This is a genomic window from Trueperella sp. HMSC08H06, assembly GCF_001808465.1.
Taxonomy (GTDB): domain Bacteria; phylum Actinomycetota; class Actinomycetes; order Actinomycetales; family Actinomycetaceae; genus Trueperella; species Trueperella bernardiae.
Window position 1 is genome coordinate 26,046 of record NZ_KV793345.1, and the last position, 17,537, is coordinate 43,582.

At 64.1% G+C, this 17,537-nt stretch carries 25 protein-coding genes; 5 read left to right on the top strand and 20 right to left on the bottom strand.

The features are described 5' to 3' along the window. Positions 1 to 15 precede the first annotated feature (15 nt). From HMPREF3174_RS09655 to HMPREF3174_RS03685, 13 genes are all read right to left on the bottom strand, one after another. Positions 16 to 438: a WhiB family transcriptional regulator gene (locus tag HMPREF3174_RS09655; protein WP_083297673.1), complete on the bottom strand. Its 423-nt coding sequence runs from the start codon at positions 436 to 438 to the stop codon at positions 16 to 18. Next, the gene (locus HMPREF3174_RS03630; protein WP_070447950.1) at positions 419 to 925 is read right to left on the bottom strand and encodes a class I SAM-dependent methyltransferase; all 507 of its coding nucleotides are present in this window, start codon (positions 923 to 925) and stop codon (positions 419 to 421) included. The genes HMPREF3174_RS09655 and HMPREF3174_RS03630 overlap by 20 nt, the downstream gene beginning before the upstream one ends. 11 nt (positions 926 to 936) lie before the next feature. Continuing rightward, positions 937 to 1,347: a RusA family crossover junction endodeoxyribonuclease gene (locus HMPREF3174_RS03635; protein WP_168160557.1), complete on the bottom strand. Its 411-nt coding sequence runs from the start codon at positions 1,345 to 1,347 to the stop codon at positions 937 to 939. Then, positions 1,337 to 1,591 (bottom strand): hypothetical protein, encoded by a 255-nt coding sequence (locus tag HMPREF3174_RS09370; RefSeq protein ID WP_070447953.1) that lies wholly within the window; start codon positions 1,589 to 1,591, stop codon positions 1,337 to 1,339. The genes HMPREF3174_RS03635 and HMPREF3174_RS09370 overlap by 11 nt, the downstream gene beginning before the upstream one ends. Positions 1,592 to 1,605: 14 nt before the next feature. Continuing rightward, positions 1,606 to 2,433: a helix-turn-helix domain-containing protein gene (locus tag HMPREF3174_RS09595; RefSeq protein WP_083297675.1), complete on the bottom strand. Its 828-nt coding sequence runs from the start codon at positions 2,431 to 2,433 to the stop codon at positions 1,606 to 1,608. Then, entirely contained in the window at positions 2,430 to 2,969 is a 540-nt protein-coding gene (locus tag HMPREF3174_RS03650) for a hypothetical protein (RefSeq protein ID WP_148132158.1), read from the bottom strand. The genes HMPREF3174_RS09595 and HMPREF3174_RS03650 overlap by 4 nt, the downstream gene beginning before the upstream one ends. A 4-nt stretch (positions 2,970 to 2,973) precedes the next feature. Further along, the gene (locus HMPREF3174_RS09375; protein WP_168160558.1) at positions 2,974 to 3,150 is read right to left on the bottom strand and encodes a hypothetical protein; all 177 of its coding nucleotides are present in this window, start codon (positions 3,148 to 3,150) and stop codon (positions 2,974 to 2,976) included. Positions 3,151 to 3,251: 101 nt separating this feature from the next. Continuing rightward, the gene (locus HMPREF3174_RS03660) at positions 3,252 to 3,905 is read right to left on the bottom strand and encodes a hypothetical protein (protein ID WP_070447961.1); all 654 of its coding nucleotides are present in this window, start codon (positions 3,903 to 3,905) and stop codon (positions 3,252 to 3,254) included. Between the two features lie 7 nt (positions 3,906 to 3,912). After that, positions 3,913 to 4,170 (bottom strand): hypothetical protein, encoded by a 258-nt coding sequence (locus tag HMPREF3174_RS03665; RefSeq protein WP_070447963.1) that lies wholly within the window; start codon positions 4,168 to 4,170, stop codon positions 3,913 to 3,915. Continuing rightward, positions 4,163 to 4,363, bottom strand: coding sequence for a hypothetical protein (locus HMPREF3174_RS03670; RefSeq protein WP_070447965.1), 201 nt, complete (start codon positions 4,361 to 4,363; stop codon positions 4,163 to 4,165). The genes HMPREF3174_RS03665 and HMPREF3174_RS03670 overlap by 8 nt, the downstream gene beginning before the upstream one ends. A gap of 276 nt (positions 4,364 to 4,639) precedes the next feature. Next, the gene (locus HMPREF3174_RS03675) at positions 4,640 to 4,912 is read right to left on the bottom strand and encodes a helix-turn-helix transcriptional regulator (RefSeq protein ID WP_070447967.1); all 273 of its coding nucleotides are present in this window, start codon (positions 4,910 to 4,912) and stop codon (positions 4,640 to 4,642) included. Between the two features lie 2 nt (positions 4,913 to 4,914). Beyond that, a complete protein-coding gene (locus tag HMPREF3174_RS03680; RefSeq protein WP_070447969.1) occupies positions 4,915 to 5,133 on the bottom strand; it encodes a hypothetical protein in 219 nt (72 codons plus the stop codon). Further along, the gene (locus HMPREF3174_RS03685; protein WP_070447971.1) at positions 5,130 to 5,378 is read right to left on the bottom strand and encodes a hypothetical protein; all 249 of its coding nucleotides are present in this window, start codon (positions 5,376 to 5,378) and stop codon (positions 5,130 to 5,132) included. Before HMPREF3174_RS03685 ends, HMPREF3174_RS03680 begins: the two co-directional genes overlap by 4 nt. A gap of 78 nt (positions 5,379 to 5,456) precedes the next feature. On the opposite strand from HMPREF3174_RS03685, the gene HMPREF3174_RS03690 reads away from it, so the two are divergent. After that, the gene (locus HMPREF3174_RS03690) at positions 5,457 to 5,741 is read left to right on the top strand and encodes a helix-turn-helix domain-containing protein (RefSeq protein ID WP_070447973.1); all 285 of its coding nucleotides are present in this window, start codon (positions 5,457 to 5,459) and stop codon (positions 5,739 to 5,741) included. Positions 5,742 to 5,957: 216 nt separating this feature from the next. Here HMPREF3174_RS03690 and HMPREF3174_RS03695 read toward each other — a convergent pair whose 3' ends face one another. From HMPREF3174_RS03695 to rpmF, 6 genes are all read right to left on the bottom strand, one after another. Next, on the bottom strand, positions 5,958 to 6,494 hold the full coding sequence (locus tag HMPREF3174_RS03695) for a hypothetical protein (RefSeq protein ID WP_148132159.1): 537 nt from the start codon (positions 6,492 to 6,494) through the stop codon (positions 5,958 to 5,960). Between the two features lie 108 nt (positions 6,495 to 6,602). Continuing rightward, entirely contained in the window at positions 6,603 to 7,643 is a 1,041-nt protein-coding gene (locus tag HMPREF3174_RS03700; protein WP_070447977.1) for a tyrosine-type recombinase/integrase, read from the bottom strand. Positions 7,644 to 8,307: 664 nt separating this feature from the next. Beyond that, positions 8,308 to 8,910, bottom strand: coding sequence for a hypothetical protein (locus HMPREF3174_RS03710; protein ID WP_062614225.1), 603 nt, complete (start codon positions 8,908 to 8,910; stop codon positions 8,308 to 8,310). Between the two features lie 60 nt (positions 8,911 to 8,970). After that, a complete protein-coding gene (locus tag HMPREF3174_RS09380; RefSeq protein ID WP_062614224.1) occupies positions 8,971 to 9,600 on the bottom strand; it encodes a hypothetical protein in 630 nt (209 codons plus the stop codon). 8 nt (positions 9,601 to 9,608) lie between these two features. Then, positions 9,609 to 11,729: a MaoC/PaaZ C-terminal domain-containing protein gene (locus HMPREF3174_RS03720; protein WP_148132160.1), complete on the bottom strand. Its 2,121-nt coding sequence runs from the start codon at positions 11,727 to 11,729 to the stop codon at positions 9,609 to 9,611. Positions 11,730 to 12,029: 300 nt separating this feature from the next. Further along, positions 12,030 to 12,191 carry a 50S ribosomal protein L32 gene (rpmF, locus tag HMPREF3174_RS03725; RefSeq protein WP_062614222.1) on the bottom strand — a complete coding sequence of 54 codons (162 nt, stop codon included), beginning with the start codon at positions 12,189 to 12,191 and terminating at the stop codon, positions 12,030 to 12,032. Between the two features lie 157 nt (positions 12,192 to 12,348). On the opposite strand from rpmF, the gene HMPREF3174_RS03730 reads away from it, so the two are divergent. The 3 genes from HMPREF3174_RS03730 (at position 12,349) to epsC (ending at position 14,786) form a co-directional block, all read left to right on the top strand. Beyond that, positions 12,349 to 12,990, top strand: a complete 642-nt coding sequence (locus HMPREF3174_RS03730) for an IMPACT family protein (RefSeq protein ID WP_068539220.1) — start codon at positions 12,349 to 12,351, stop codon at positions 12,988 to 12,990. Between the two features lie 266 nt (positions 12,991 to 13,256). Next, positions 13,257 to 14,186, top strand: coding sequence for a cysteine synthase A (gene cysK / locus HMPREF3174_RS03735; RefSeq protein WP_062614220.1), 930 nt, complete (start codon positions 13,257 to 13,259; stop codon positions 14,184 to 14,186). A 27-nt stretch (positions 14,187 to 14,213) separates the two neighbouring features. After that, a complete protein-coding gene (gene epsC, locus HMPREF3174_RS03740) occupies positions 14,214 to 14,786 on the top strand; it encodes a serine O-acetyltransferase EpsC (RefSeq protein WP_070447981.1) in 573 nt (190 codons plus the stop codon). A gap of 148 nt (positions 14,787 to 14,934) precedes the next feature. Here epsC and HMPREF3174_RS03745 read toward each other — a convergent pair whose 3' ends face one another. Further along, on the bottom strand, positions 14,935 to 15,387 hold the full coding sequence (locus tag HMPREF3174_RS03745) for a ribose-5-phosphate isomerase (RefSeq protein ID WP_062614218.1): 453 nt from the start codon (positions 15,385 to 15,387) through the stop codon (positions 14,935 to 14,937). 90 nt (positions 15,388 to 15,477) lie between these two features. On the opposite strand from HMPREF3174_RS03745, the gene HMPREF3174_RS03750 reads away from it, so the two are divergent. Beyond that, entirely contained in the window at positions 15,478 to 17,475 is a 1,998-nt protein-coding gene (locus HMPREF3174_RS03750) for a M13 family metallopeptidase (RefSeq protein WP_062614217.1), read from the top strand. Positions 17,476 to 17,537: the final 62 nt, after the last annotated feature.

Here is a 17,537-nt window from a genome sequence, read left to right on the forward strand (position 1 = left end):
TGTCAATTCGGCTGGTCATCTGGTAGCTCCTTCGGTGGATTGGTTGGTGCGAGTTCGGGCTTTGGTGCGGTAGCAGCGGTAGCACAGGCCGTTTGCGGCTTCGGCCACGGTCACGGCCCCGGGTACGGCGCTCGCCTTGAGTTTCGCTGGGCGAATGTATCGTCCACAGTGGGCGCATGTTTTGCAGGCGATATTGGTTTGTGTTTTTGGGGCGCGTTCTAGTGGCGTCAGTCCTGCCCATATTCCCGCCGTCGGCTGGCAGTCCTTGGTCTCGATTGCTTTTATTGTTTCCAGGCACTCAGAGCGTAATGGGCATTGGGAGCAGACTTTCTTTGCTTTGGCGGTATTTTCGGCCGTCGCGGAGAAGAAGATCTGGTCGGCGATGGCTGGTGGCAGGCTAGCGCACGCGGGCTGCGGTTCATGAGAGGTCGTTGTCATTGTTCTCCTTGAGGAAGGTAACCCAGTAGGTCGCGGGGTTAGTGCCGGTGTGGCCTACAAGCGGACGGGCCGGGGTGAGTTTGAGGATCTCAGCTAGCGGGATCTGGATTTCTGACCACTTGAAGATGAGGATTCCGCCAGGCATCAGAACGCGGAAGGCTTCTGCGAAGCCGGCGCGCAGGTCATCTTTCCAGGATGGCAGCAACGCACCGTACTTCGTTGCGAGCCAGGAGGTCTTGCCGAGGTTTTCTAGGTGGGGCGGGTCAAAGATCACCAATCGGAATGTGTCGTCGTCGAAGGGAAGATCGCGAAAATCTGCCAATACGTCGGGCGAGATCGTGAATGTACGTCCGTCACACAGCTCAGCTGATAACGTTCGGTTATCGATGAAGACCGCCCGATCATCTTCATGGTCGAACCACATCATTCGTCCGCCGCAGGTCATATCAAGGACTGGCCGTGTCGTCAGTGCCTTTGCATTCTTCATGAAGATTCTCCCTAATTGGGGATTGTTTTGATCGTGATCGCTGCCCATGGCTCACGCTCTGCCCACACCTTGCTGCCCGTCCAACTAACGATCTGCCCATCATCAGCGAGCAACCCCAGCTCTTTTTTTGGAGCCAGGGCATCGCCCACGGCGCGCATCAGCTTGTCAAGATCAGGTTTCCCATACGGAACGCCCACGTACTTTGACCGGGCTGGCTTCGGCAACGCGAACTCCACCTCTACCACCACCGGCCCATCAAAACCCCACGGGAATCCGATCACGCGCGCTTCCCTCAAGACCATGGCCCTGATCCGCTCACGCCAGGCCACAAGCTCCGGGCGGTGAATCATCCGCCCACCACCGACATGACGCATCGACCCCTGCGGTTCAGGCTTACCCGGCACACACACATCAATCCGCATGGTCGCCCCCAAAGTAGGGGTTTTCACGGAACCGATCAGACGGGTTCGACGAACTGAAAATCGAAGCATCAGCCGCAGCATCCAAAGCGGGCGGAGCCTCGCGCTCGCGGCGTGCCTTGGCCACGGTCTGAATCATGGCGGTGGTCACGGTGGCGATAAGGGCAAGCAGCACGATGACAAGTAGAGTAAGCCCAAGACCGGCTGCGATCTGGAGGAGTGCCCACAGGGCGTTGGTGAGATTCATGATATTGTCTTTCGCTAGAAGGGATTCAGGGCCGCGTTTTGCCGGTCGGGTGGGTGGCCAGCCTGGGCGAGCACATCAGCGATCTTGTCCACGCGCAGAGCCACTGCGTCGAGGCGGGAGAAGTGCTCTTCTCGGCGGAAAGGCTCGGGATCATCGAGCCAGGAGTCATCATCGAGCCAAGAGGCCGGGTGTGGGATGAAGCGCAGCTCAGGCAGATTCCGGTCGTTGGCGTACCGTCGCGCTGCAGCGAGCAAAACTCCCGGCGTCGCTCCCCGTCCAAGTGCAGCACGGTAAGCCGCGAGCGCGCGTGGTTTTTTGACGCGGCGTGGGTAGGTTTTCCAGAAGTCGGTGAAGCCTTCGGGCTCTGAGTCCGGTTCGGGTGTGGTTTCGGTTTCGGGTTTATCCACAGGGGCGGTGTCGGTTTGGACGAGTGAATCGTTCATTGGTTCTAGTTCATTGGTTATAGTTCGTGGAAACGTGGTTGCCAGGGGTTGGAAATCTGGTTTACAGGGGGTGGCAACGTCGTTTACATGTTTCGGCCGGTTATCCACAGGGGAGGCGTCGAACATGCGGATGCGGTAGAGGTTGGAGCGCTGGGCGCCGTCTTCTCCGGTTTGGGAGATCCATTCGACGGCGCCGGCGGCGCGCAGCTCAGCGAGAGCTTTGCGAACAGTTGGCCGGGAGAGTCCCACAATCTCGGCGATGCGGCCCTGGGATGGCCAGCATGAGCCATCTCGGGCTGCGTGAGCGGAGAGGACGACGTAAACCGCGAGCGCGTGGGCTGAGAGTCCTTGTGTGAGGAGCCAGCGGGGGACGGCGGCGAAGCCGGTGGTGGTGCTCATTTGGCGCTCTCGTTCCAGCGTGAGATGACGTGGGCGAGTTCGTCGAGGGTCATGTCTTCGAGGTCCATGGAGCGCCCTGTGGTGGCCCAGCTGATGACCTCGGCAAGTTGGTTGGTGGTGAGGTTGCGGGCGGTGGCCATGGTGGTGAATTGGGTGCGGGCTTCGTGCAGGGTGCCGGGTGGCATGGCTGCAGCGGGTGGGAAGTCGCCGGGCTTGGTCTTGGTTTGGTGGGGCGTGGCGGGTTGGGCGGGGAGGGCTGCCGGCGGATGTTCGCCACCCTCGCCCTCGGCCTCGTCCTCGTTGATGTCGCTGGCGTCGGCGTTGGCGTCGTAGTGTTCGGCGAGCAGCTCGGCCATCTGGTCTTGATTCCAGCCGAGAATTTCACTGAGGGGGTCTTGGCCGAAGGCGAGGGCGAGCTCGGCTGCGAAGAAAACGTTTCCGGGTTGGCCTTGAAGCGACTTGGGGATGTAGGTGGAGTGGGCGAGGGCGGAGGCCCAAGTCCAGCGCTCGGTGGGGAGCATATCTGCATATTCCATGGTGTTAGGCCTCCTCTAGGTCAAGCCGTAAGATCACTTCATCTTCGATGAGTAGGTGGATGGACTTCTGGCAGTCGAAGCAGAGGAAAATGTCGAGGGGCGTGGTGTTGGTGTGGTCGACGTTCCCGAAAAGATCGATGATGTTGTAGGCCGGGTTGTCCCAGTGTGGGCGAAAGGTCAAGGGCGCCCCGCCTTCGTAATGAGTGCCGCCCTTGCAGATGCAGTCAATGACCTGGGTGCAATGTGCGGAACAGGACGCGCATATTATCGTCTTCTTCTTCATCAGCATTCCCCGTCGCCTTTGCGGGCGGGCAGGGCCACGGTGTGCACGGCGTCACTTGGCGAGGTCGCCTCCACGATGGTGGTACGCCCGCAATGGTTCGAGCATTTGACCAGATAGATTTCATCCTGGAGGTACTCGCAGCGCAGATGGCCATCACACCAGGGGCAAGGCACCTCCCCGGTAATGGAGGCGTGCAGCTTCTGCTCCTGGGGCATATCTTCGAGCAGAGCGGCCACGGTTCTCGGGGTGCGATTGAAGGAGGTCTGGCCGAGCAGATCTTCGAAGTGGTCGGCGCACTCAGACCAACCCTTTTGCCAGGCCTGCTCGCTTTCCGATCTGAGATACGAGTCATCGTCATCGTCGTCGTCCTCAGCCCAGATCAGATCATTGATGAGGCCGTCGTAAATCAGATCCAAGATGCGCTCTTGGCAGGCCCAGCAAATCCGGACCTGGGCAAGGGAGCTCATGCGGTGGTCTGGGTGACCAAAGAGGTCCTCACGGTCGATGTTAGGGTTATCCCACAGCCGCTGGAATCCGACGATCGAGCCGCCCTCGTAGTGGAAACCGTTCACGCAGTCGCAGTCGTTGATCTTGCAGATCTGGTCTTCACAGATCGCGCATTCATAGAAAACGGATTCAGGTGTTCTTGCCATGGTGATCCTAAACGGTCAGTTCGTGCTGGTATTTGCGGCCGGGCTGGTATTTCTCGCCGAGGGTGACCTCATAAGAGATCACAAGGATCATGCCCTCATCTCGGTGGCGCCACATGATGTTTTCGTTATCGGAGCAGGCGGCGATCACGCCCTTGCCCACGAGATCATCGATCGCAGTCCGGGTCGCAGCACGACACGAATCCAGAAACTCTTCGGTATCGACCGCGCCCGAATCAGCCACGAAGCGCGCAGCGTACTTAGCCATGACGCACACCTCCCCGCCGGGTGGCGCACGATGCCGCCCGAAGGGCGTCCAGCTCGGCGTTCCGTGCCCGGGTGGCATCGAGCGCCATGGTGGTGAGGGCATAGAAAAGCCCCCAGATGATGATGGCCACGCCGAGCCCCGGCGCCCAGGCCAATGCCCCGAGCGTGAAAAGGAAGATGAAGGCGTAGAGCATTGTCAGTCCACCTCCTGGGTAGCGGCATCCATGGCTAGGCCTCCTTCGAGTGCGAGGTCGCGGTGCGGGGCTGGCCGCAGCGGATGCGGGCCGAGTAGAGCAAGGCCCGCCACTCACAGGGCAAGACCGGCGTGTCCAGATCGGCCCGGGTCCGGTCCTTCGTCGCACCGGGCACGGATGACGTCTGTCGGTGGCGTTTGATAAACTGCATTTTGTGATTCCTCCAGGAGTCGCTACGCCCATCTCGCTTACAGGACAGCGGGGTGGGCGCTTTTCTTATTTCAGGTTGGTGGGCCGCGGCCGGCGCGGCTTTCGGGGCCGGTACGACGTCGTGACCGAACCGGCGGGCAGGTCAAGGGCGGCAGTGATCGCGGCGAGCATCTCGGTCGAGGCGCCGCGCTGCCCGTTCTCGATCGCGCTGATCGTGCCCTGGGGCACCTCACGGCCGAGCACAAGGGAGACCTCGCGGGCGAGGTCAGCCTGGGACAGTCCGAGCGCATTGCGGAACACCGCGAGCGCGATGTGTGGTGCGTGGATCGTGGCGTCCATGGCTAGGCGTCCGGAAGTTGGTCGCGCCATTCGGCGGCGGCTTCGGCGGTGATATAGCGTTTGGAGCCGACGAGCTTGACGCGCAGGGGTGGGTAGTCGCCGGGCCGTCCGTTGATGCAGCGCTCGACCGTGGAGGGCGAGACGCCGTGAAGGTAGGCGAAGTCCTGCACGGTCATCATGAGCGGGCCGTGGGTCACGTGAGTGATGTGAACCGTGCTCATACGACGGCCCCCTGGGTGTGAGCGCCGTTCTCGGCGTTGGTCACGATGGTGGAGAGCGGGACGCCGACCGCGATGGCGATGGCCCAGGCTTCGGCGATAGTGAGGTCTCGTTCCTCGAGCCAGATCTTGCGGCGGATGGAGGAGATGGAGATCCCGGTCTCCTCAGCGAGTTGGGCATCGGAGATGCGGCGTTTTGCTAGCTCGCCCCTGAACTGGGCGGCTATTCCGTATGGAATATTTTTCATAGCAATGAGTTTATTCCATCTAGAATATTATTGCAACTCGCTGTGGCGCCGTGTTTCCATCTGGAATAGACTGGTAGTATGGAATCATTAGAAGAAGCCGAAGATCTTGCCCGAAAATTGGTCATCCTTCTCCGGGATGAGGCCGAGCGGCAGGGAATTAAGCAGGTGAAGATGGCGGAGGCCACGGGGATCTCGCAGGGGAAGATCTCGAAGATTTACTCACTGCAGCAGATGGCAAGCTTGCCGCAGCTCCTACGAATCACAGAGGCCCTAGGGATCTCCCTAGCCGCTGCCATCGAGGCGGTCGAAAATGACCAGCCTTTGAACCGCCCAGGCTCACTGGGCACCGTGGAGGAATCATGATTGAGAGAATGATGAGCTAGGGAAAGGCGCAGTGGATCGCGATGGCGATCGGCGTAGTCTTTTTTCGTGGCCCTGATCGATGTGCTGACTGACCCGAAGGACCCGGCGGTCTCAGAACAGCCGACCGCGAGCGCGTCGGTGGAGTCGAGCGAGCCTGCGCCGATAGCTGAGGTGGCAACCAAACGGCTGCCACCTCAAGGTCATATGAATAGGTTGCTAGCGAGTGTAAATGACGGAGTCGTGTCCCGCATCAAAGATAAAGATCTCGAAAGTCACATCATCCGGGTCGGCAAATGCGTAGCCCTCGATCCACGTTACCGACTTCCCGGGGAGTACCGTCGTTGTCGGCGCCCCGTTGAGGCCAGCCTCAGAGTCAAAGATCTGATTTGACTCCTTGCCTCCAGACGCGGCAGTGGCGTGAAGAAGATTCGGGTCTACTGGATTGTCGGTCCCGTTTTCTACCGTGATCTCAATCTGGTGCGGCGTCCCACCTTCGTTGCCAGCGGCCGTTTCGGAGGGTTCAAACTCGCCAAGATCCTTGACGGTGATCTTGAGCCCATCAGGATAGGTGATCGTGTCGCCAAACTTGGGCGTAGCATTCACTTCGCTGGTTGTTGGCTCAGCGCTAGCCGTCGTAGTTGCGGTTGTGCCTGGTTGAGATTCTTCGGTGACCTCGGCCTGCTGTGGCCCGCAGGCGGAGAGTGTGACCACTAAGGCAATCACGCTTGTTAAGGAAAAGAGTGTTTTTCTCATAGTCGTAATAATAGCTTGCTTGTCTGGTCCCTGTGGCCATATTTCGATTCAATACGGGGCATTGCTAGACCGTCGCCATGCGCTAATGGTCCCTGCTTCGCCTTTGGGCTACCTGGTAAGGCCGAGCTGGGCCGCCATATCCGTCAGTGCAGCGCGGGCGGAGGCGAGGTTCACGTGCTTGTAGCGTTCGGAGGTGGCGAGCTTGGTGTGGCCGAGGATGGCGGTGATTACGACGGGGTCGACGCCGCCGGCGGTCAGGAGCGATGCCGTGGTGTGCCGTGCCTCGTGGACGACGTAGTAATCGGGCACGGTGATGAGTTCGCCGGCCTCGTTGGTGGTGGTCTTGGTGCCCTTCTTGACCCCGGCCTCGATTTGCAGGCCCCGGAAGGCTTCGCGGTCGAATGCGGCACGCTGCGGCAATGCAGGGTTGGAGGGGCGGGGCCAGACCAGACCATATGGGGAGTCGATACCGCGAGCGCGTAGCTCGGTCAGTTGGGCACTCATCCAGGGCACGAGTGGGAGGATGCGTTGTCCGGCGGCGGTTTTGGGCCGGGTGAGGTGGAAGGAGTGGATGAGGTGGCGGGCTTCGAAGCCGGCCGGGATGCGGAAGGTGCCGGCCGCCCGGTCCAGGTAGGGAAGCTCTTGGAGCTGCCAGGACACATCCACGGTTTGCCGGCCGAGATCGACCGCGTCCCAGGTCAGGCCCAGACATTCGCCTTGCCGCATTCCTTGAAGGAAGGCAGCAACCCACCGGGATGAGTCGGGGCGGGTGGAGGCTACGCGCAGCATGGCCACTGCATCCTCGAGCGGTAGCGAAGTGCGGTCATTGATCGCTTCGGCAGGCTTGCGAGTATGGAAGATGCCCGGGGCGACCTCGTACCCTTCGGTCACGGCGTCTTTGAGGGCTTGGACGAGGATTCGTTGCCCGTACCCTTGATGGGTTGAGTTGGCGCCGGCGGCGGCCATGGCCTGGGTCAAGGCGCGAAGATCGGAGGGGCGCAGCGCGTCGAGGTGCTTGCGCCCCAGGATCGGGATCACGTGCCGGGTCAGGACGGAACGCTCGGACGCGAAGGTCTTCGGGCGCACCATCGTCACGCGGGCGGCGAGCCAGGTCTCAAGCCACGCCGCCACGGTGGGCGTGGTAGCCATGCCCTCCACGGGCATCCCCTCGCGGGCTACCCGCCGGCGCAGCGCTTGGAATTTATCCCAGCACTTCGCTTTGTCTTTCGAGCTCACCTCAAGCTGGCGGCGGGCCCCATTTGGGTAATAGCCAGCCTCTACCCGCCCGATCCACCGGCCCTTCGCGGGCGAATAGTAGAACGCCCCCTCACCATATTCCCGCCTGTAGCTCCGCCGCACCATTGGCCTGTACCCCCATAGCTTTGCCCCTCATTTGCCCCTCATTTCTATCACATTCCGGGAATAACCTACAACCTTAAACCTGCGGACTATCAACGTTTTTCGGCCATTCTAGGTGGGGCATATTCCGCTTTGGGAGCGGAAGGTCGTGGGTTCAAATCCCGCTAGCCCGACTACCAGAAAACCGTGGCACATCAACGAAAAGTGAGCGTCGGCGTTGTGAACGATCCAGGCGCTGCCCATTCGGTTGTCCCTCATTGGTCATTCATTGGCCATTCATTTGTCGCGCAATATAGAGTCTCCCCGCCAAAAACGCGAGCAAACGACTGCGCCCAATTTCCACCCACTCCTCCACCCATTCGCCCCGCGCCAGCACAAATATCCGGGACGTTTTCGGCCTCATCTGCGTATATGTGCAGATGAGGCCGAAAACGTCCCGCAAATCTTTAGTGGCCTACGAGATCTCTACCGACGCCGCGATACCCAGCGCCTGCTGTAGCGCCGCGTCGTCGGCGCCGCGAATGCTCACCTCGTACAGGGTGCCGTTGAGCGTGGCCAGGTACACGCGGGCAACGTACCCCTCGCCTACCACCTGGAACGCGGGGACCAGCGCCACTCCCAGGTAGTCCTGCCCTAGGTAGACCACCTGTTCGGCGTCCAGCCCGAGCCGCTCTGCCAGTAGGCCCGCGTAGGCCTCCATGCCAGGCGCCAGGTCCGCGGGCCCGATCTCGCCCACGACCACCCGCTCGCTACCATCCTCACTGGCCAGCGCCACGGGGAACGCCCGCGAGCTTTCCACCACCGGCGTCCAATTGGTCGGCGCCACGAGCGAGAACTTTCCCTCCGCGAAGCGGTAGATGATGTTCTCCCCCTCCCGCTGCGTACTCAGGTCCGAGGGCTCGGCCGTTGTCTCGGTGGGTTCGGGCGCGGGCCCCGGCGTCGTCGGGCTTGCATCCACAGACGACGAGGGCCCCGCCGACGACGCCGCCTCACTCGCTTGCCCCGCCCCGCACCCGGCCAGGAGGAAGACGAGGGCGGTGGTGGCAAGCTTGCGCATGGGCGGACCTTTCGTGAGACAGCGCCCGCAAGGGCGCGGGCTGTCTACCAGATTATTCGATTACTTGATGAGGACCGAGTCGAGAATCGCCTTCAGGCTCCCCGCCTCGGCGTCGGTGCCCATGAGCGTGATCTCATACGCAACGCCGTCCACCTGGACCGCGTAAATCTGGGCGCCCAAACCGGACACCGTCATATCGTAGCGGTGAGCCGAGCCCCCATTGAGCTGGACCTCACCCTTGTCCTCCACCTCACCCTTTTCCAAGCCGAGGTTGTTCTCAAGCGCCTCGATGTAGGCCTCTTCGTCCGGCACGAGGGCCGCTGGGCCGATCTCCGTCACGGCCGCGAAGGCGGTGGTGTCCTCGTTGAAGATCGACACGGGCGCTTCCTCGGTCGATTCCTCCGGCTCGCCCCAGGCCGCAGGGACCGCAATGGAGATGCGGCCGTTGGCCAGCGTGTGGCGGATCATGTCACCTTCAGCTTCGGTGGTGACTGGCGTGTTGGCGTCGGCATTGGTCGCGTCGTCTGTCGTGGTGTCGTCGGTGGCCTCGGCGTCGTCGGTCGTGGTGTTGTCGGTGGCCGTGGCCTCGGCGCTCGACTCGGAAGTGTTTGCATACGGGGTGTCGTCGGACTGCGAGCAGCCCACGAGCGCAAGCATGAGCGCTGCGGCAGTAGCAATGGTCTTGGACATGTCACTCCTTACTCTTGAGGCACTTCCGATTTTACCGCTTTGGACACAAATGCACCGGCGCCGCGTAGCACCGCACGCTTCATCAGCTCGTTTGGTGGGCGTTTCTGGCTCCAGATTCCCGACGGCGCCGCCGCCTCCGTGAGGAAGTTTTCCGAGGTCACGGGGGTGTTTCGGGCATCCCAGACGAGGAGGGCGCCCATGATCGCCGACGTCGTGTTCGCTGGTAGCGACGAAAGTCCCATACGCGCCATTCCGCGGTAGGCGGCGCGCAACGTGGCCGAGCTCAGCACCGAGGCGGTTTCGGCCATTGGGGCCACGTTGTAGGACACGCGATGCCCGCGCGCGGCAAGGTCCGTGGCGCGCCAGCGGCCGATGCGCTTGGCCAGGATGTAGTTCGGCCCCTGCAGGTCGATGATCCCGTTGAAGACCTCTCCCCCGAGCACGTACGCGTCCGACGGCGAGCCATACCACGCCATCAGCGCCGGGCTACGTTCGGCGATCATGCGCTCCACCGCGTCCGCCGCGAGCGCCAGCAGCAGGAAGTCCGCCCCAGGCGCGTACAGTGTTTCGACGACGACGTCCGGGCGCTCGCCCAGCATCCAGCCTGCGACCGCGGCCGGGTCGGCGACGATGTCGGACGCCTCGGGCGGCGACAGCGTGAGGGCGCCGGGCAGGGCGCGGGCGTCGGCTTCGAGCTTGGTGCGGCGCGGGCCCGGGCGCACGACCCCGGCCACGTTCGCGCCGTGCTTGAGGAGGAAGCGTGTGGGGGCGAGCTCGGCGCCGGCGCCGAGGACGGCGAAGGTGAGGTCGGACAGGTCGAGCCAATCGGGGTTATCGGCGACGGCAAGGATGCGAGCCGCCGCGGTGTCGGTCAGCACGCCGGCCAAACGCCAGGACTCGATCTGGGCGCGGAGGGCCGGGCCCGTGAGGCGGGCGCCGCGGAGTGGGATGGTGAGGGCGGGGTTGTCGGCCGCGGTGGACTGGCCGGGTTCAGCGGCTGGACCGGGTTCGGTGGTCGGGGCGGTGGTCGGCTCAAGGTCCGCGAGCGCGGTTCCGCCCACGGTACTGACCGCGCAGCCGAGGTAGACGAGGGCACGGCGGGCGGCGTCGGGGCCGAGGGCGGGGTTGTCGAGGGCAGTTACCCGGACGACCGCCGCCGCGTAGCCCTTGCGCCAGTTCTTGACCGAGTCGATGGCGGCGACGGCCTCGGGGTCAGCGGCCGCCGCGGCGGCGAAGGCACGCCGGCCGAGCGCGGTGGTGCTCACCTTGGAGTCAAGGCGTGGTAGGAAGACGCGGCTGGGTGGGATCTCGGGTGGAGCGGCCGGGCGGGCGGCGAGGTGGACGAGGTCGCGGCCGGTGCGCTGCTCAACCAGCGCCCACGACTCCCCCACCGCCACGAGCTCAATCTTATTGGGGAGGGTGGTGGGCGCGCGGAAGCGGCTCGCGCCAGAAGCGGGCGCCGTGTCGTCAAGCCCGAGGGCCGCATGAGCGAGTGCCTCCAGGGCGGCGCCGTGAGCGATCGCGGCCGAGAAGCCAAAAGGGGCGGCTGTGACCCGCGAGAGGTGGATGGGGTTAGCATCGCCGGAGATGCGGGCCCAGCGCCGGCCCGTCGGGGCGGGGAGCGTGAAGGTGGCCAGCGTCGGGCCGTCCACCGGCAGCACGCCGGCGCGGGTGCCGTGCTCGGCGCGCAGGTCGGGCACGGCGGGGGCTTCCCAATCGGCGAGCTGGCCGCCCACGGATTCTGCCGCGCTCTTCTTGGGGTTGCGCGAAAGGTAGCGCGCACGCTCGACATAATGAACAGTCGGGCCGATCGCCACCATGGACGTCACCTCCACCGCGAGACCCGCCTCCACCAGCTCCATGCCCGTTACCTGCGACGAGACTCGCGCCCGCTCCCCCACCTGCAACGGGCGGAGGACCTCCCACGCCAGCGACTCATGGACCATTCCAAGTAGCGGCGCCGGCACAGACCGCGCACGTAGGGTGCGGACCGTGGTGGGAAAGCACAGGTTGTGGAAGGCCATGGGCGGCAAGTGGGTGAGCTCGGCTCCTACGAATTGCCCGTAGGCGCGGGCGGTCGCGGGCGTCATGGTCGCCTCTCGGCTGAATGGGACGTGGGCTGTGGACATCTCGCCTCCCTGGCTGCTGGTGCCGGTCGCACCGGCACCAGCAGCCTACCGGACCGTAACAAACTCCGCCTGCTACCACGCCAGCGGCCGCCACCCCTGCCGCCGAGTCGGCTGACATCCATGACAACCGACACTTCGCGGCCCAAATCGTCCCGGCAAGAGCGGGCTACAAGGTGAGACCTCACCCAGCTGCCAGTCGGAGCTGGGACGAGTGTAACAATTGAGAACATTGGGAGTAATGTGACCGCCCCCCGGCGGGCACAAAAAATGGGGCCCCGGAGGGCCCCATTTTGTTAAGCCTTAGTCCACAAGACCCTTCTGCGCGGCCTTCGCCAGACGACGGGGGATGCGCTTCTCAACGCCACCAACGCGAACGGGCTGGAGCTCGGTCAGCTCAGCCTTCCACTGGGAGCGGCGAGAGCGGGTGTTGCTACGGGACATCTTTCGCTTGGGAACTGCCATGTCCTTCCGCTCCTTTCAATACTCATGTGGCCGCGTGGCCACCCCTTCATTCGGAGGCGCGCCTCCGAGCAGACAACGTTCGATATTACCCACCCCAGGCGCCGAAAGCTACATAGGGTGGGGCAACTGTGCTACGAAACACTGCAATAATAGCGTCATGACCGAACTTCGCCTGACCCGCCCCGGCCGCGCTGAAATTGAGATCAAGCGCTCCCGGTTCATCGCGCTCTCCCGCCCAGCCGCCTCGGTCGAGGAGGCTCGCGCCCTGCTTGCGGACGCCCGCGCCGAGTTCCCCGACGCCCGCCACCATTGCTCGGCTTACGTGGTGTCGGTGCCGAGCGCCCAGCCGATCCTTCATTCTTCCGACGACGGCGAACCGTCCGGCACCGCGGGCCGGCCGATGCTTGACGTTCTCACGGGTAATGAGTTGATGGACGTTGCAGTGGTTGTGGTGCGTTACTTCGGCGGCACGCTGCTGGGCACGGGTGGGCTGGTGCGGGCGTATTCGGATGCGGTGCGAGAGGTGCTGTCGGGCGAGCCGGTCACCCGCCGGATCACGCGCCCGCTCATGCGGGTGACTGCCATGCACGCTACGGCGGGCAAGTTGGAGGCGGACCTGCGCGGGCGCGGCTTCGACGTGGTGGGCACGGAGTACGGCCCCACCCGCGCGCACATTGACGTGGCGGCCGGCCAGGGTTTCGCCGAGGACGTGGCGGAACTGAGCGCGGGGGCGGCGCAGGTGGAGGTGGTCGGCGTCGTCGTGAGGGATGTGCCGGCTGGGACGTTGCCCACATGGTGAACCCCACGTTGACTGTCGGCCCGAAAAAAGTAAACTGAAACCGTTGAACTTTCACTTACATGACGTGTGCATGGCAACCTCGGAAAGGACGGTCCTGATGATGATGACCGCACCGATGTGTTGCTGCGACTGTCTGTAAGGTGGCATGCCGTAGTTTGGTGCCCTTCTTTTTCGGGCATGTGTGCCACCTCGGGTAGCTCCCCTCAAGAGCTTCTAACAGAACACCAAAACATGTGTGAGCGCCGCGCGCTCGTGAAGGAAGAACAATGATTTACAACAACGCAACTGAACTGGTCGGCAACACTCCCCTCGTCCGTATGAACCGTATCGTCTCCGACGATCAAGCTCGCGTCCTGGCCAAGCTCGAGTTCTACAACCCGGCGAACTCGGTCAAGGACCGCATTGGCGTGGCGATTGTTGACGCGGCGGAGGCGTCGGGCCAGCTTAAGCCGGGCGGCACGATTGTGGAGGCGACGTCGGGCAACACGGGTATTGCGCTGGCCTGGGTGGGCGCGGCGCGTGGCTACAAGGTGGTGCTGACGATGCCGGCGTCGATGTCGAAGGAGCGCCGGGCCCTGCTGCGCGGCTTTGGTGCGGAGCTGGAGCTGACCGAGCCGGCGAAGGGCATGCAGGGCGCGGTGGATCGCGCGAAGGAGATCGCAGCGCAGCGCCCGGGTTCGATCCTGGCCTCGCAGTTCGCCAACCCGGCCAACCCGGCTAAGCACAAGGCGACCACGGGCCCGGAGATCTGGGAGGCCACCGAGGGCAAGGTTGACATCTTTGTGGCGGGCATCGGCACGGGCGGCACACTGACGGGCACGGGCGCCTACCTGCGCGAGCAAAACCCGGACATCAAGATCGTGGCGGTGGAGCCGGCCGAGTCCCCGCTCCTGTCCGAGGGCAAGGCCGGCCCGCACGGCATCCAGGGCATCGGCGCGAATTTCGTGCCCGACGTGCTCGACACGGAGATTTACGACGAGGTGCTGCCGGTTGCGTCCGCGGATGCGGTAGCGATGGCGCGCCGGGTTGCCCACGAGGAGGGCCTGCTGGTTGGTATTTCTTCGGGCGCGGCGCTCAAGGCTGCGGCGGAGCTGGCGGCCCGCCCGGAGAATGCGGGTAAGACGATCGTGGCGATTGTGCCGGACTTCGGCGAGCGCTACCTGTCCACCCCACTGTTCGAGGGCCTGGTCGACTAGCAGCCCGCCACCTGAGACGAGACGACGATGACGAACCCCAGCCTGTGGAAGAAGATGCGCGAGGACCTGCGCGCCGCGGTGGATAACGACCCGGCGGCCCGCTCCGAGCTCGAGGTTTTCCTGACCTACCCGGGCGTGCATGCAGTGTGGGCATACCGCATCGCGCACGCCATGTGGAACAAGGACGACCGCCTCAAGCTCCCGGCCCGCCTGCTCGCGCAGGCGGCGCGTGCGATCACGGGCATTGAGATTCACCCGGGCGCGAAGCTGGGCCGGCGGCTGTTTATCGACCACGGCATGGGGGTTGTCATCGGTGAGACGGCTAAGGTGGGCGAGGACGTGGTGATTTTCCACGGCACCACGCTCGGCGGCACGTCGATGCGCCCGGGCAAGCGCCACCCCACGGTGGGCAACCGGGTGACGATCGGTTCGGGCGCGAAGGTGCTCGGCCCAATTGAGATTGGCGACGACGCCGCTGTCGGGGCTAACGCCGTGGTGGTGCGGGACGTGCCGGCGGGCAACGTCGCGGTGGGGATCCCCGCCAAGACCCGCAAGAAGTCCGACGTCGAGCACCTGATCGACCCGACCATCTACATCTAACGTGCTCGGGCGCGGTCAAATGGCTGTGATCCCATGTGAGTGTGGCCCGAGCGAGCTGAAGGCCCCCGGACATCGGGGGCCTTCAGCATAGACGGGCGGCGTCGCGAAGCGCCGGCGGAAAGCCGGCCGGGCGGCGTCGTGAAGCGCGCTAGCGCTCGCCGGCCTCGTAGGCGCTCATCATCTCAATGCGGGACTGGTGGCGCGAGGCCGGGTCGTAGCCGGTGGAAACGAAGATGTCGACGAAGCGGGTGGCCTCTTCCAACGTGTGCTGGCGGGCTCCGAGGGAGATGACGTTGGCGTTGTTATGTTCGCGGGCGAGTTCGGCGGTGGATTCGTTCCATACGAGCGCCGCGCGCACACCGCTCACCTTGTTGGCTGCCATCTGTTCGCCGTTACCGGAGCCTCCGATGACGATGCCGAGCGAGCCGGGCTCGGCTACCACGGCCTCGCCGGCCGCGAAGCAGACGGGCGGGTAGGCGTCCAGTTTGTCGTATTCCTTGTAGCCGTGGTCGACGACGTCGTGCCCCGCGGCACTCAGGTGCTCGATGAGATGTTCTCTTAGTTCAAAACCCGCATGATCAGCGGCAATGTGTATACGCATGTCCCAAGTATACCGGCACGGTTTCGCCGTGAGGCGGCTTTAGTTTGCGCAGGTGTGCTTTCGGCCCGGCCCGCCGCATACACTGGTGGGATGGATAACACGACGAAAAACATCATCGACGGCCTGGATCATGCCGTTCGCCCGCAGGATGACCTGTTCCGTTTTGTGAATGGTACGTGGTTGGCGAGCGCGGAGATCCCGGCGGATCAGTCGCAGACGGGCGGGTTCATGGACCTGCGCCTGGAGGCGGAGGCGAACGTGCGGGAGATCATCCAGGACGCGGTCGCTCACGCGGAGGCCGGCGAGGCCGGGGATGAGGAGCGCAAGGTCGCGGTCTTGTACGACTCGTTTATGGACGAGGGCCGCATCAACGGCCTGGGCGCGTCCCCGCTGGCGGACGATTTCGCGCTCATCGACTCGGCTGCCACCAAGGAGGAGCTGGAGCTCGCGGCTGGGCGCCTGTACCAGGTGGGCGTGCCGATGCCGTTCGGCCTGGAGGTCTCGGCGGACCGCAACAATCCGTCGGAGTACATCTGCTGGCTCTACCAGTCGGGGCTGAGCCTGCCGGACGAGGCGTTCTACCGCGAGGAGCAGTACGAGCAGTTCCGCGAGCAGTTTAGGGCCTTCATCCCCACTCTTTACGCGCTTGGCACGGGTGCGAACGACGCCGAGGCGAAGGCTGCGGCCGAGGTGATTTACGGCGTCGAAGCCCGGCTTGCGTCCCATCATATGAGCGCGGTGGATTCGCGTGACACGGATAAGACGAACAACGTGCTGACCTGGGATGAGTTGCTTGAGGCGGCGCCGGGATTTGGGTGGACGACGGCGTTTTCTGGGCTTGGCCTGACCCGCGAGGCGGCTCCGACCCTTCTGGTGATGATGCCCGACGCCCTGGCTGGCTTTGCGCGCGAGTGGGCGGCGGCCGACATGGAGCAGCTGAAGACGTACCTGCGGTGGAACGTCGTCCGGGCGCGCGCCCCGTACCTGAGCCAGGACATCGCGCAGGCGAACTTCAACTTCTTCGGCAAGGTGCTCCACGGTGCTGAGGAGATGCGGGACCGCTGGAAGCGCGCAGTCGCGCTCATTGACGGCACGCTGGGCGAGGCCGTGGGCAAGCTGTACGTGGAGCGCCACTTCCCGCCCCACCACAAGGCGCTCATGGAGCAGCTGGTCGATGATCTGCTGGCCGCCTACCACTATTCGATCTCCACGCTCGACTGGATGACGGAGGAGACGCGCGAGCGGGCGCTGGCCAAGCTCGCCACCACCGTCACCAAGATCGGCTACCCGGACAAGTGGCGCGACTACTCCGCGCTCGAGATCACGGATTCCCTGGTGGGGAACGTGCGCGCGGCGGAGAAGTTCGATTCGGACTGGCAGCTGGGCAAGCTCGGCACGCCGGTGGACCGCGACGAGTGGTTCATGAACCCGCAGACCGTCAACGCCTACTACAACCCGGTGGCGAACGAGATCGTGTTCCCCGCGGCCATCCTCCAGCCCCCATTCTTCGACGCCGAGGCGGACGCGGCCTACAACTACGGCGGAATCGGCGCCGTGATTGGCCACGAGATCGGGCACGCGTTCGACGACCAGGGTTCGAAGTACGACGGCGAGGGCCGCCTGCAGAACTGGTGGACGGACGAGGACCGGGCGGAGTTCGAGAAACGGACGGCGTCGCTCGTGGGCCAGTACGACGTGTACGTGCCCGCCCAGCTGGTCGGCACCCCGCACCATGTGAGCGGCGCACTCACGCTGGGTGAGAACATTGGCGACCTTGGTGGCCTGTCGATTGCGCTCAAGGCCTACGACATCGCGATGAAGCGCGAGGGTCACGCCTCCTCCGCGCACGCCCCGGTGATCGAGGGCTTCACGGGCCGCCAGCGCGTGTTCCTCAACTGGGCGCGGATCTGGAAGAACAAGCGCCGGGACGAGATCGCCATCAACTACCTGGCGATTGACCCGCACTCCCCTTCCGAGTTCCGTTGCAACGGCGTGGTGAAGAACGTGGACGCGTTCGCCGAGGAGTTCGGCGTGGTCGAGGGCGATGAGCTGTACCTGGCTCCCGAGGAACGGGTGCGGATCTGGTAGCGCTTGGCCGGCGGGCGAAAGGCAGATTCGTACGCCGCCGATAGCGGAGGGGGTTGGCCCGC

Coding starts and splice junctions, on each gene's coding strand:
- HMPREF3174_RS09655 (WP_083297673.1), bottom strand. CDS start 438: ATGACAACGACCTCTCATGAACCGCAGCCCGCGTGCGCTAGCCTGCCA.
- HMPREF3174_RS03630 (WP_070447950.1), bottom strand. CDS start 925: ATGAAGAATGCAAAGGCACTGACGACACGGCCAGTCCTTGATATGACC.
- HMPREF3174_RS03635 (WP_168160557.1), bottom strand. CDS start 1,347: ATGCGGATTGATGTGTGTGTGCCGGGTAAGCCTGAACCGCAGGGGTCG.
- HMPREF3174_RS09370 (WP_070447953.1), bottom strand. CDS start 1,591: ATGAATCTCACCAACGCCCTGTGGGCACTCCTCCAGATCGCAGCCGGT.
- HMPREF3174_RS09595 (WP_083297675.1), bottom strand. CDS start 2,433: ATGAGCACCACCACCGGCTTCGCCGCCGTCCCCCGCTGGCTCCTCACA.
- HMPREF3174_RS03650 (WP_148132158.1), bottom strand. CDS start 2,969: ATGGAATATGCAGATATGCTCCCCACCGAGCGCTGGACTTGGGCCTCC.
- HMPREF3174_RS03660 (WP_070447961.1), bottom strand. CDS start 3,905: ATGGCAAGAACACCTGAATCCGTTTTCTATGAATGCGCGATCTGTGAA.
- HMPREF3174_RS03665 (WP_070447963.1), bottom strand. CDS start 4,170: ATGGCTAAGTACGCTGCGCGCTTCGTGGCTGATTCGGGCGCGGTCGAT.
- HMPREF3174_RS03670 (WP_070447965.1), bottom strand. CDS start 4,363: ATGCTCTACGCCTTCATCTTCCTTTTCACGCTCGGGGCATTGGCCTGG.
- HMPREF3174_RS03675 (WP_070447967.1), bottom strand. CDS start 4,912: ATGGACGCCACGATCCACGCACCACACATCGCGCTCGCGGTGTTCCGC.
- HMPREF3174_RS03680 (WP_070447969.1), bottom strand. CDS start 5,133: ATGAGCACGGTTCACATCACTCACGTGACCCACGGCCCGCTCATGATG.
- HMPREF3174_RS03685 (WP_070447971.1), bottom strand. CDS start 5,378: ATGAAAAATATTCCATACGGAATAGCCGCCCAGTTCAGGGGCGAGCTA.
- HMPREF3174_RS03690 (WP_070447973.1), top strand. CDS start 5,457: ATGGAATCATTAGAAGAAGCCGAAGATCTTGCCCGAAAATTGGTCATC.
- HMPREF3174_RS03695 (WP_148132159.1), bottom strand. CDS start 6,494: ATGAGAAAAACACTCTTTTCCTTAACAAGCGTGATTGCCTTAGTGGTC.
- HMPREF3174_RS03700 (WP_070447977.1), bottom strand. CDS start 7,643: ATGGCTACCACGCCCACCGTGGCGGCGTGGCTTGAGACCTGGCTCGCC.
- HMPREF3174_RS03710 (WP_062614225.1), bottom strand. CDS start 8,910: ATGCGCAAGCTTGCCACCACCGCCCTCGTCTTCCTCCTGGCCGGGTGC.
- HMPREF3174_RS09380 (WP_062614224.1), bottom strand. CDS start 9,600: ATGTCCAAGACCATTGCTACTGCCGCAGCGCTCATGCTTGCGCTCGTG.
- HMPREF3174_RS03720 (WP_148132160.1), bottom strand. CDS start 11,729: ATGTCCACAGCCCACGTCCCATTCAGCCGAGAGGCGACCATGACGCCC.
- rpmF (WP_062614222.1), bottom strand. CDS start 12,191: ATGGCAGTTCCCAAGCGAAAGATGTCCCGTAGCAACACCCGCTCTCGC.
- HMPREF3174_RS03730 (WP_068539220.1), top strand. CDS start 12,349: ATGACCGAACTTCGCCTGACCCGCCCCGGCCGCGCTGAAATTGAGATC.
- cysK (WP_062614220.1), top strand. CDS start 13,257: ATGATTTACAACAACGCAACTGAACTGGTCGGCAACACTCCCCTCGTC.
- epsC (WP_070447981.1), top strand. CDS start 14,214: ATGACGAACCCCAGCCTGTGGAAGAAGATGCGCGAGGACCTGCGCGCC.
- HMPREF3174_RS03745 (WP_062614218.1), bottom strand. CDS start 15,387: ATGCGTATACACATTGCCGCTGATCATGCGGGTTTTGAACTAAGAGAA.
- HMPREF3174_RS03750 (WP_062614217.1), top strand. CDS start 15,478: ATGGATAACACGACGAAAAACATCATCGACGGCCTGGATCATGCCGTT.